Source organism: Actinophytocola sp. (genome assembly GCF_036402745.1).
Taxonomy (GTDB): domain Bacteria; phylum Actinomycetota; class Actinomycetes; order Mycobacteriales; family Pseudonocardiaceae; genus Actinophytocola.
Window position 1 is genome coordinate 1 of the sequence record NZ_DASWSJ010000284.1, and the last position, 11028, is coordinate 11028.

The window sequence follows — 11028 nt, forward strand, 5'->3', positions numbered from 1 at the left end:
GGGTCGCCCTCCTAGAAGGTGACGTTCGCCAGGTTCGGTAGGTCCATGACGTGACCTCGGCCGGCCGGCGCCGCGCTGCCGCACGTCGCGGCGAGGAGCAGGTTGTTGAGGGCGCCGGTCAGCCGTTGGGCGACCTCGGGGTTCGTCAGGTCCACGGCGCCGATCGTGACCGACATCTCGAACCGTGTGCCACCGTCGGCGGTGCTGAACATGAACGACTGGTAACCGTGCATGCCGCCGGTGTGTCCCTGGTAGACCCCGCCGCACGCCGGGCCGACGTCGACCGACTCCAGCCCGAGGCCGTACCCGCTGGTCGGCAGGGCCGCCCGCATCTGGTCGAGCAGGTCGGCCGGGAGCAGCTCGCCGCCGAACAGCGCGGTGATGAACCGGTCGAGGTCGCGGGTGGTGGAGATGATCTCACCGGCGGAGCTCGCCCAACTCGGGTTCACCCGGGACACGTCGAGCACCCGCTGCTGCCCGTCGTTCTGGTAGGCGTAGTAGCCGTGCGCGTGCGGGCCGGGAATGGCGGGCCAGGTGCCGGGAAGGACCGTGTCCCGCAGCTTGAGCGGCCGCAGGATCCGGTGCTGGATCTGGTACGCGTACGACGTGCCGGTCAGCCGTTCGACCAGCTGTCCGGCGACCACGTAGTTGGTGTTGGAGTAGGACCAGCCGGTGCCCGGCACGAACCTCGCCGGCTTCGACAAGGCGACGCGGATCAGCTCCTCCGGCGTGTAGGTCCGGAACTGGTTCTCCTCGAAGTCCTTGCCGTACAACGGGATCCCGGGCTCGAGCGTGCCGTCCGGCCGCGGCTCGCCGGTGTAGTTGAACAGCCCGCTGGTGTGCTGCAACAGCATGCGCACGGTGATCCGGGGGTCGAGGCCGTACTGCGGGAGGTACTCGCCGACCGGGTCGTCCAGTGCCACCGCGCCCTCGTCGACCAGCTGCAGGACCACGGTCGACACGAAGGTCTTGGTGATGCTGCCGGCCCGGAACCGGCCGTTGGTCGGCACCTCCCCGCCGCTGATCGTCCGCACGCCCGTCGAGCCGGTCCAGTCGCCGTGCTCGTCGTGGATCCGCACCTGCAGCCCGGCCGCGCCGGAGCTGGTCAGCTCGGTCATGGCCTGGAGCAGCGCGTCGCGGTCGGTCGCCGCGCTCGCCGTCCCAGCACTCGCCAGCCCGACGACCAACGCTCCCGCCAGAACCGCGCTACCGAGCCTTCTGATGCTCGCCCCCATTGGCGAACTCCTTCGCGTCCGGCCGGGGACGATTCCCCGACACCCGGGGTGATCCTGCCGAGTCGCGGGCGCGCGCACATCCACCGACAGGGCGATGTCCGCCTCACCCTAGCGGCGAGCCGGGACCATCACCGGCGCGCTGCCAGGTACCGGGTGAGGTGATCGATCACCTCGCGCGCGTCGTCCTCGATGCCGTGGATGAACGTGGATCTGCGTCGTCGCAGCACGGGCAGGCCCAGTGCGTACAAGCCGGGGCTGTCGACGATGCCGCCGTCATGGTTCAGGTGGCCCTTCTCGTCGACCACGGGAACATCGAGCCACGTGTAGTCCGGCCGGTAACCCGTCGCCCAGACGATGGTTCGGATCTCACCGCTGCGCAGATCCAGCCGCAACCGCGCCGACTCGGGTACGCGCGTGGACTCGAAGCGTTCGGGAGGCTTGACGTCGCTGTCGTTCCCGGAGGCTCTGGCCCACTCGTCGAAGGTGTTCAGCAGACGGTCCATCTTGAGGTCGGCGAGCGAGATCACGTTGCGGAGCCCACCGGAGAACAGCAGCTCGCCGTCCCGCACGGTCGCCGAACGGCCGACCAGCTCGACGCCCATGGCGGTGAGCGCGTTGATGTCGAGCGTCGCCCGCTCCGGCGTCCCGGCGAGCTGCGGCGAGGCGAGTCTCCTGGCCCGGGTGAGATCGGGGACCTCGTCGTGCCGCTGGTCCCACACGCCCGAGGCGTCCATCCACCACAACACGTCGCGCCCGCGGTACAGGCGTGGCATCCGCACGTGCTCTCCCGTGGACAGGGTGACCGGCCGGCCTGACCGCTGGAGCTCAGCCGCCAGCTGTACGCCCGTCGCCGACGCGCCGACGACGAGCACGCCGCCATCGGGCAGCTGGTCGGGGCCGCGGTAGCCGAACGGCGTGACCTGCTCGACGGCGGCCGGCACCGCCTGGCGCAGCTGCGGCACGGCCGGCTGGTTGCAGGCGCCGCTGGCGATGACCACGGTCCGGCAACCGATCTCGCCGCGATCGGTCCTCACCTGGTAGCCGTCTGCGGTGCGCCGCACCGACGTGACGGTCGTGGCGGTGCGGACGGGAGCACGCGAGAGTGCGGCGAAGCGATCGATGAACTCGACCACCTCGCCCATCGTCATGTAGCCGTCGGGATCCGGGCCACCGTAACGATGCCCCGGCAATCGGCTCTGCCAGTTGGGAGTGAGCAGCCGCAGCGAGTCCCAGCGTTCACGTCGCCAGGAGTTCGCCACTTCGCCGCGCTCGAGCACGAGGTGGTCGATCGCCCGCTCGCTGAGGAAGTGGCTGGCGGCCAAGCCCGCGTGGCCAGCGCCGATGACGACCGTGGTGGTGCGGTCGATGGCCCGGCCCTCAGGCGACCTCGACGGTGACATCCGTGGGGTTCGTGAGCGCGTCGAACACGGCCGAGCGCTTCTGCGACTGGGCCACCAGCGCCTCGATGTCCTCTTTGGACGCGTCCGCGTCGATGTTGAACGTCACCTTGATGCCGTTGTAGCCGTTGCGGACGTCGCTGTCGGCACCGAGGATCCCGCGGATGTCGTGCGCGCCCTCGACGGTCGCCTCGACCGAACGCAACTGGATGCCGCGGTTCTGCGCGACGGACGCGATGCCTCCCGTCAGGCAGCTCGCCAAACCGACGAGCAGGTACTCGATCGGCGTTATGCCGTTGTCCTCGGCCGCGAAGACCTCCGGGTGGTCGGCCGCGAACACCGACTCGGCCTTGTGGGTTTGTTCCGCGCCGAGCCCGAAGAAGTTCTTGACCGTCGTGGTGCTGTGCACGCCGTTCTCCCACCGGGTGGTCGCGCGCCAGGTGAACTGGGCGGCCTCGGGGGAGCCCTTGAGCGCTTCGCGTGCGTCGAGCAGCGCCTGTACGTTGACCCCGTTGTCGATACTGTCGATGGTCGTCATGCGACGGTCCTCTCGCGGCCTTGTTTTCCGTGACTCACCTGCCGGTAGGCGACGTTACACCGGCTCTGACCTGCGTCTCATATTCCGAAAACGCGATGCCGCACCGGTCGCGGAACCTGCCGGAATGGCTATGATGCGCGCATGGTGCCCGCGTCGACGCTAGCGGCCGGTTCGGTCGGCAGGGTGGAGACGCGATACCTCGATCTGCCGGAGCCGGTGCGACTGGACTGTGGCCGGGAGCTGCATCCGGTCCGCGTCGCGTACGAGACCTACGGCACCCTCTCGCCCCAGCGCGACAACGTCATCCTGGTGTGCCACGCGCTCAGCGGCGACGCCCACGCGGCCGGCGTCTCGACGGTCCGGCCCGAAGCGAGCACCCGGGACGGGTTCAGGGCCGAGGACCGCGATGGCGCGGTCGGCGAGGGACTCGGCTGGTGGGACGGGATGATCGGCGCCGGCAAGGCGTTCGACACCGATCGCTTCTTCGTCGTGTCCACGAACCTGCTCGGTGGCTGCCGTGGCACGACGGGGCCGTCGTCGATCGACCCCGCGACCGGCAGGCCGTACGGGTCGGACTTCCCGGTGATCACGGTCGCGGACATGGTCCGGACCGAACGCGCGTTCCTCGACGCGCTGGGCATCGAGCGGCTCGCGGCGGTGGCCGGTGGCTCGCTCGGCGGGATGCAGGCGCTGGAGTGGGCGGTCCTGTACCCCGACCAGGTCGATGCCATCGTGGTGATCGCCAGCACCCATGCCTTGCACCCGCAGGGCATGGCGTGGAACGCGATCGCGCGCGAGGCGATCACGCGCGACCCGGCGTGGCAGGGCGGCGACTACTACGGCACGGGCCGCACCCCCGACGCCGGCATGGGCGTGGCGCGGATGGTCGGTCACGTCACCTACCTCTCGGCGCCGGCCTTGCACGACAAGTTCGGCCGCAGGCTGCAGTTCGCCGACGACCTCCGCTACACCGTCACCGAACCCGAGTTCGAGGTGGAGAGCTATCTGCGCCATCAGGCCGACTCGTTCGTCAAGCGCTTCGACGCCAACACCTACCTCACGATGTCGCGTGCGCTGACGTACTTCGATCTCGCGCGGCAGTACGGCGGCGGTTCGCTCACCCGGGCACTCGAAGGCGTCTCGGCGCGAACGCTGCTGATCACGTTCAGCTCCGACTGGCTCTACTCGCCGTCGGCGTCGGAGGAGATCGACGACGCGCTGCGCGCTCTCGGCAAGCCGACCGAGTTGCACCTGATCGACGCGCCGTACGGCCACGACTGCTTCCTGCTGGAAGAGGAACGACAGACGCCGATCGTCCGCCGGTTCCTGGCCGGTGGGTGATGTCGAGGAAGAGGTATTGGTGACCGACGATTCCCCCCGGGTCGAGCCGGAGCACGCGTTCGGGTTCGAGACCCGGCAGCTGCACGCCGGGCAACGGCCGGACCCGAACACGGGCGCACGCGCGGTGCCGATCTTCCAGACGACCAGCTACGTGTTCGAGGACCCCGAGTCCGCCGCCGCCTACTTCAACCTGCAGGAGTACGGGAACACCTACTCGCGCATCATGAACCCGACCGTCGCGGTGTTCGAGGAGCGCGTCGCGAACCTGGAGGGCGCGGCCGGCGCGGTGGCGTTCGCCAGCGGCATCGCCGCGCAGGCGGCCGCGCTCTTCACGCTGCTGCAGCCGGGCGACCACGTCGTGTCGTCCTCGGCGCTCTACGGCGGGACGGTGAACCAGCTCAAGCACCTGTTGCGCAAGATGAACGTCGAGCTGACCTGGGTCGACCCCGACGACCTCGGCGCGTGGCGGCAGGCGGTGCGGGCCGAGACGAAGGCGTTCTTCGCGGAGACCATCGGCAACCCCGGCGGCAACGTGCTCGACATCGAGGCGGTGGCGGCCATCGCGCACGAGCACGACATACCTTTGGTCGTCGACAACACCTTCGCCACGCCCTACCTGTGCCGCCCGATCGAGTGGGGCGCCGACATCGTGGTCCACTCGGCGACCAAGTTCATCGGCGGTCACGGCACGAGCATCGGTGGTGTGGTCACCGAGGCCGGCACGTTCAACTGGTCCAACGGACGGTTCCCCGTGGTCGCGGACCCGTCGCCGGCCTACCACGGCCTGCAGTTCCACGAGACGTTCGGGACCTACGGCTACCTGATGAAGCTGCGGGCCGAAACCCTGCGCGACCTCGGTGGCGCGCTCTCGCCGTTCAACGCCTTCCTGTTCCTGCAGGGCCTGGAAACGCTGTCGCTGCGGATGGAACGCCACGTCGACAACACGCGGAAGATCGCCGAGTTCCTCGAATCGCACGAGCTGGTGTCGAGGGTGACCTACCCCGACCTGCCGGCGAGCCCGTACCGGCCGCTCGTCGAGAAGTACCTGCCGCGCGGCGCGGGCGCGGTGTTCTCGTTCGACTGTGCCGGCGGCCGGGACGGAGGACAGGCACTCATCCGCGGCGTGACCCTCTGGTCCCACCTGGCGAACGTCGGCGACGCGAAGAGTCTGGTCATCCACCCCGCCAGCACCACGCACCGCCAGCTCAGCGACGACGAACTGCGGGCGGCCGGCGTCGGCCCCGGGACGGTGCGGCTGTCGGTCGGCACCGAGTCGGTCGAGGACCTGATCTGGGACCTCGAGCAAGGTTTCGCACACGTCGCCGCCACCGTGGCGAAGGAGGTCGCGACAGCATGATCGATCTGGCGCGTTACCAGGACCCGCGGGAGATCCAGCGGGTGCTCAACACCGCGAAGACCATCGCGATCGTGGGCCTGTCGAACAACGAGCTGCGGGCCAGCTACTTCGTCGGCTACTACCTCAAGCGGCACGGCTACCGCGTGATCCCCGTGAACCCCCGCGCGACGGAGATCCTCGGCGAGACCAGCTACCCGAGCCTGCTGGACGTGCCCGAACCGGTGGACATCGTCAACGTCTTCCGCGCACCGGACGCACTCGTCGAGATCGCCCACCAGACAGTACAGATCGGCGCCGGTGCCCTCTGGTGCCAGTTCGGCGTGATCAACCCCACCGGCGGCCAGATAGCGGAGGACGGCGGCGTGACAGTGATCATGGACCGCTGCATCAAGGTCGAGCACGCACGCTACGTCGGCCGCATGCACTGGCTCGGCTTCAACACCCAGCGCATCACCTCGGTCCGGGCCGGCCTTCAGTAGCTGAACCGCTCGGCCGGCCCCGGCGCGGCTCGAACGACAGCCGCACCAGCCCGCACACCGTCGTGAGCTGCTGGGTCACCTCGGCGGCAACCATCTGCTCGGGCCAACCGGTAGTGGAGGGCATGAGCGCGTTGAATCCGGGGGAGACGGCGGCCACGGCAGCGTGCCCGGCGGTGACGACCATGGCCGACCGGGCCGGCTTCGACGAGTTCGTCGTGGCGAGTTCGGGTTCTCTGCTGCGCACCGCCTACCTGCTCACCCGGGATCCCCACCTGGCGGAGGACCTGGTGCAGACGACGCTGGCCAAGGCGTGGTTCGCCCGCAGGCGGATCAACGGCGATCCGGCGCCTTACGTCCGGCGGATCATGGTGAACGAGTTCGCGTCCGGCCGGCGGCGGAGATGGCGCGGCGAGCACCCGACCGCCGACCTCCCGGAGACCCACAGCCCGGCCAGTGAGCCGCACACCGATCTGTGGCACGCGCTGGCCAACCTGCCCCGACGCCAGCGCGCGGTGATCGTGCTCCGCTACTTCGACGACCTCACCGAGGCCGAGACGGCCAGGGCACTCCGGATCAGCGTAGGCACCGTGAAGAGCCAGACCGCCAGGGCACTGGCCAAGCTCCGCATCGACCCACTCCTGGAGGTGAACTGACATGAACGTCACCGATCTGCGTTCCGCCCTGCATGAGCAGGCCGACACTGTCACCGATCACAACGCCGCCCTGCGGCTCGTCCAGGTACACGCTCGGGTCCGAGTCGCGCGCCGCCGCCGCATCGCGGGCGTCGCCGCACTCACTGTCGGCGCCCTGGCGCTGGTCAGTGCGGTCGCGGTCCTCCCGAACCGTGCGGCCGAACCAGACAACACCGGGCCGGCCGACCCCTCGGATCCCGCACCGGTCCCCACCATCCAGCACGAGAACTTCGTCTCACACAGCGGAGAATTCGACCTGATCGCGGCCAAGGTCGGCGAACCCGGGCAGAACACACTGGACCTCACCATTCCCGCGCACCGCGGAGAAGTCCACGTCAGCATGGTGTGTTACGGAGCGAACGGACGCCGCGACGGCTACTGGGTATCCGGGTACGCCGGTGACAGCAGGCCCGCCCGGCCGCACAGCGACTGGTGCGGAGACGACCCGAATACTCCGGCCGTCCCCGCGGTGACCGGCTCGGCGCCTGGGCCGTGGAACTACGGCGAAGGCCTGACGCTCCAGCCCGCGGACGGTCAGGTGACCTTCCACCTCGAGCTGACGCGGGAAGTCGACGAGAACGGCGTTCCGCTCGACCACCCGGACAGCATCGGGGACTACGTTCCGGTCAGCCACCCCGACGTCGTGCTCGGGGCCGCCGTGTACACGGTCGCGGACCCCGTCACCACGGTGGCGGGCACGGAGATCCGCCCACTGGTTGGTGTGGACGGGCAGGACTACGCCTACGAAGAGCATCGCCTGTCCGAACCTGGGAAACGGGAGCTCACCTGGCGTCTGGAGCCGTCGGCCGAGGTGCGTTACTACGACGTCGTCGCCTCCGACGCCAAGGACCCGGACAAGCCCGGGCCGGGAGTGGCGGTGAGTCTCGACGGCGGGTCCTGTCGCTCCGGGTACGCGTTCGCGCAGTTCCGGGCAGGCGGGTGCCTGCTGTCTCCCGGTGAGCCGCACACCATCACGGTGACCATCGAGGGTGAGCCGCCGAAGAACGCGTTGCTGGGTGTCGTGTTGTACGGACAGACCGGGTGAGGACTGGCCGGCCAGGCCCATCGCGTGTGTTACGAGCGGTTCGCCGTTTTCTGCGGTCCGGCGGATCCGGTGTGGCGTCCAGGCTGTGGAGGGCCCACCTGACGGACTGCGCGGAGAAGCGGTTCCTGCCGAACCCGGCGTCACCCGGCTGTCGGGAGGACGGCCGGCAGTGCGTCCGGGCCGCGGAACCACCAGCCGCGGTACTCCGGTGGGCGCAGGATGGTGGCGGTCTCCAGCGCGGGCAGGCAGTCCAGCAGGGCCCTGGCGAGGTGGCGGGTCAGCGCGGCGCCGACGCAGCCGTGGGCGCCGGCGCCGAAGGACAGGTGCGGTCCCTCGTCGCGCCACGGGTCGAACACATCTGGTTGGCGCCAACGGGTTTCGTCGCGGTTCGCGCTGCTCAGGACGCCCAGCACGGTCGCGCCCGCGGGGATCGTGGTGCCGGCCACCGTCGTCTCGCGACGGTTCCTCCGGGTGATCGCGCCGATGGGGCATTCCCAGCGCAGCGCCTCCTCCACGAACAGCCGTCGTGTCCGGGTGTCGTGGGAGAGCCGGTCGCGGACCGGGGCGCCGCTCGTGGCCAACAGCGCCAGCACGGTGCCGAGTCCCTCCCGTGGACCGGAGTCGCCGCCGAGCACCATGAACTCGATGGTGCGCGCCACCTCGTCCGGCGCGACGGGTTCTTCGCGGGCGAGCAGGCAGCCGACGACCGACTCGGGACGGACCGCGAACTGCCGCTCCGCCGCCGCCCGGGCCACCGACAGCACGTCCGCGCGCACGCGCGCCACCCGTTCGCCCACCCTGGTGTCGCCGGCGAAGTCCGCCGCGCCCTCGTCGAGGACCCGGCCCCACGACGTCATCCGCCCGTCGGCGACCACCTCCTCGAGACCGAGCAACCCGGTCAGCGCTCTGGACACCAGCACCCCGCAGAACTCGCCGAGGAGGTCGATCTCCACCCCTCTCGGCAGGTTCGCCCACACCTCGCGCGCGGCACGGGTCAGGTCGGTCGGCGGGGTTCGGAACGCCGGCAGCACCAGTGCCCTGGCCGCCCGGTGTGTCGGGCCCTCGCTGTGCAGCATGTTCCGGCCGAGGAACCTGGTGAGAAAGCTGTCCGGCTGGTCGGCGGTGAACTGTGCCGACTCCGTGCAGACCCGCCTGACGTCCTCCCACCGGCACACCAGGTAGGCGTCGAGCTCGTCGCAGCGCACCACCGGGCTGTCGCGACGGAACTTGCGGTACCTCGGGTGAGGATCGGCCCGCAGCTCCTCGATCGTGACCGTGGGTGTCATGAGTCCGGCCCGCTGGTCGGGACCGGGCCGCCGACCAGGTCGGGTTCGCCGGCCAGGTCGGGTTCGCCGGCCAGGTCGGGCTCGCCGTCCCGGTCGGGCGGCGTCGCGTCGTCCGCGAGATGGTCGCGGGCGTCGTAGCGCCACAGCGACGGGTACGCGACCGCGACGGCGACGGTCACGGCGGCCGCGATCAGTCCACCCGAGACGATCGAGGTGCGCAGGTTGAACGCCGACGCGACGGCGCCTGCCTCCGTGTTGCCGATCGCCGGCCCGGTCGAGACGGACACCAGCTCCAGACCGGCGAGCCGGCCCCGGTACCTGTCCGGGATGCTCTCGTTCCACATGGTGCTGCGGAAGACCATGCTGACCCCGTCGAGCGCGCCGCCGACGCACAGCACGAGAAGCGCGACCCACAGTGACTCGGCCAGGCCGAGGCACGCCATCGACACCCCCCACAGCGCGGCGGACACGACGATCACCCTGCCCCGCCGGTAGAAGCGGTTCGCCCACCCGCTCGACACGCTCACCAGGAGGGTGCCGACGGCGGGCGCCGTGTAGAGCAGCCCGAGGGTGCCCGGGCCGCCGAACTCGTCGGCGATCTGGGGGAACAGGGCGATGGGGGTGCCGAACACCATCGCACCGAAGTCGATCACGTAGGTGCCCAGCAGGTCCCGCCTGCTCGTCGCGTACCGGATGCCCTGCCGGACCGAGTTCAGGGTCAGCTTCTCCTCGTCGGGCGCCGGCGGCTGCACGTTGAACAGGCTCAGCGCCCACAGCGAGGCGAGGAAGGTGAGCAGGTCGATGGCGTAGGCCATCGGCACGCCGAAGCCGGCGATCGTGAGCCCGGCGAGGGCGGGAGCGACGGTGAACCCGATGCCCATGCGGATCGAGTTGAGCGCGGCACCCGCGCTGAGCTGGTCCGGCGGCAGCAGTTGGGGAATGAGCGCGTCCAACGACGGCCGCTGCAGTCCTTCGATCGCCGACATCGCCGCGGCCGCCGCGTACAGCGCCCACAGCTGCGGCTCCGGCTGCAGCGCGTTGAGGAGCAGTCCGGCGGTCACGAGAGCCAGCGCGAGCTCGCACAACGCGATCATGCGCCGACGGTCGACCCGGTCGGCGAGGGTGCCCCCGAGCATCGCCGTGGCCAGGACCGGCACGACCTCGGCGAGGCCCATGAGGCCGACGGCGAGCGAGGAGTGAGTCAGCTCGTACACCTGGTACGGCAGCAGCACCGCGGTGAACATCGTACCGAGAAAAGAAATGCCCTGCCCGGTGAACACCAGGCGAAATGGACGGTTTTCCCGCAGTGGACGAGTATCGACCATCAGTGCCCGGAATCGCGAACTCAACAACCGTTCAACGGGCTGCGGTGCGGTCATCGGGAAAGGCTCCGGCGAATCACGAGCGCGCGCTCGAGTGGCGGTTCGAGTTCCAACGAGCGGCGGAGATCGTCGTCCATAGGTCCACCCTTCGGGCATATTCTGCGCACATTCGGCGCATATCTCGCGGTCGGCGACGGTGTCCGAGCTGCGGTCCGGTGTTGGGACACTAACACGGGACGATCGCCCGACAGTCCGGAAGCGGCCGCGTCCGGAGGAGTCGTTGAGCGGTTTCCGAGCAACTCTTCAGGCGGACCCCATAACGTCCAGAGCGTCATT

At 69.9% G+C, this 11028-nt stretch carries 10 protein-coding genes; 5 read left to right on the plus strand and 5 right to left on the minus strand.

Annotated features, from left to right (window positions below; all coding sequences use genetic code 11):
• Window positions 1-11: 11 nt before the first annotated feature.
• From VGD70_RS26735 to VGD70_RS26745, 3 genes are all read right to left on the minus strand, one after another.
• On the minus strand, window positions 12-1235 hold the full coding sequence (locus VGD70_RS26735; RefSeq protein WP_331086050.1) for a serine hydrolase domain-containing protein: 1224 nt from the start codon (window positions 1233-1235) through the stop codon (window positions 12-14).
• 128 nt (window positions 1236-1363) lie between these two features.
• Entirely contained in the window at window positions 1364-2635 is a 1272-nt protein-coding gene (locus VGD70_RS26740) for an NAD(P)-binding domain-containing protein (RefSeq protein ID WP_331086051.1), read from the minus strand.
• Entirely contained in the window at window positions 2613-3170 is a 558-nt protein-coding gene (locus tag VGD70_RS26745) for an OsmC family protein (RefSeq protein ID WP_331086053.1), read from the minus strand. The genes VGD70_RS26740 and VGD70_RS26745 overlap by 23 nt, the downstream gene beginning before the upstream one ends.
• A 141-nt stretch (window positions 3171-3311) precedes the next feature.
• On the opposite strand from VGD70_RS26745, the gene metX reads away from it, so the two are divergent.
• The 5 genes from metX (at window position 3312) to VGD70_RS26770 (ending at window position 8084) form a co-directional block, all read left to right on the plus strand.
• Window positions 3312-4511, plus strand: a complete 1200-nt coding sequence (metX, locus tag VGD70_RS26750) for a homoserine O-acetyltransferase MetX (RefSeq protein WP_331086055.1) — start codon at window positions 3312-3314, stop codon at window positions 4509-4511.
• 19 nt (window positions 4512-4530) lie between these two features.
• Entirely contained in the window at window positions 4531-5868 is a 1338-nt protein-coding gene (locus VGD70_RS26755; RefSeq protein WP_331086057.1) for an O-acetylhomoserine aminocarboxypropyltransferase/cysteine synthase family protein, read from the plus strand.
• Window positions 5865-6347 carry a CoA-binding protein gene (locus tag VGD70_RS26760; RefSeq protein WP_331086059.1) on the plus strand — a complete coding sequence of 161 codons (483 nt, stop codon included), beginning with the start codon at window positions 5865-5867 and terminating at the stop codon, window positions 6345-6347. Before VGD70_RS26755 ends, VGD70_RS26760 begins: the two co-directional genes overlap by 4 nt.
• Before the next feature lie 122 nt (window positions 6348-6469).
• On the plus strand, window positions 6470-7000 hold the full coding sequence (locus VGD70_RS26765; RefSeq protein WP_331086061.1) for a SigE family RNA polymerase sigma factor: 531 nt from the start codon (window positions 6470-6472) through the stop codon (window positions 6998-7000).
• Between the two features lies 1 nt (window position 7001).
• Window positions 7002-8084 carry a hypothetical protein gene (locus VGD70_RS26770; protein WP_331086063.1) on the plus strand — a complete coding sequence of 361 codons (1083 nt, stop codon included), beginning with the start codon at window positions 7002-7004 and terminating at the stop codon, window positions 8082-8084.
• Window positions 8085-8224: 140 nt separating this feature from the next.
• Here the strand turns inward: VGD70_RS26770 and VGD70_RS26775 are convergent, their stop codons facing one another.
• Together VGD70_RS26775 and VGD70_RS26780 are read right to left on the minus strand one after the other, a co-directional pair.
• Window positions 8225-9370, minus strand: coding sequence for a cytochrome P450 (locus tag VGD70_RS26775; protein WP_331086065.1), 1146 nt, complete (start codon window positions 9368-9370; stop codon window positions 8225-8227).
• Window positions 9367-10848 carry an MFS transporter gene (locus VGD70_RS26780; protein WP_331086066.1) on the minus strand — a complete coding sequence of 494 codons (1482 nt, stop codon included), beginning with the start codon at window positions 10846-10848 and terminating at the stop codon, window positions 9367-9369. Before VGD70_RS26780 ends, VGD70_RS26775 begins: the two co-directional genes overlap by 4 nt.
• Between the last annotated feature and the right edge of the window lie 180 nt (window positions 10849-11028).

What these genes read in the sequence shown, in the direction of transcription:
- VGD70_RS26735 (WP_331086050.1), bottom strand. Translation starts at nt 1,235, where the DNA reads ATGGGGGCGAGCATCAGAAGGCTCGGTAGCGCGGTTCTGGCGGGAGCG.
- VGD70_RS26740 (WP_331086051.1), bottom strand. Translation starts at nt 2,635, where the DNA reads ATGTCACCGTCGAGGTCGCCTGAGGGCCGGGCCATCGACCGCACCACC.
- VGD70_RS26745 (WP_331086053.1), bottom strand. Translation starts at nt 3,170, where the DNA reads ATGACGACCATCGACAGTATCGACAACGGGGTCAACGTACAGGCGCTG.
- metX (WP_331086055.1), top strand. Translation starts at nt 3,312, where the DNA reads ATGGTGCCCGCGTCGACGCTAGCGGCCGGTTCGGTCGGCAGGGTGGAG.
- VGD70_RS26760 (WP_331086059.1), top strand. Translation starts at nt 5,865, where the DNA reads ATGATCGATCTGGCGCGTTACCAGGACCCGCGGGAGATCCAGCGGGTG.
- VGD70_RS26765 (WP_331086061.1), top strand. Translation starts at nt 6,470, where the DNA reads ATGAGCGCGTTGAATCCGGGGGAGACGGCGGCCACGGCAGCGTGCCCG.
- VGD70_RS26770 (WP_331086063.1), top strand. Translation starts at nt 7,002, where the DNA reads ATGAACGTCACCGATCTGCGTTCCGCCCTGCATGAGCAGGCCGACACT.
- VGD70_RS26775 (WP_331086065.1), bottom strand. Translation starts at nt 9,370, where the DNA reads ATGACACCCACGGTCACGATCGAGGAGCTGCGGGCCGATCCTCACCCG.
- VGD70_RS26780 (WP_331086066.1), bottom strand. Translation starts at nt 10,848, where the DNA reads ATGCCCGAAGGGTGGACCTATGGACGACGATCTCCGCCGCTCGTTGGA.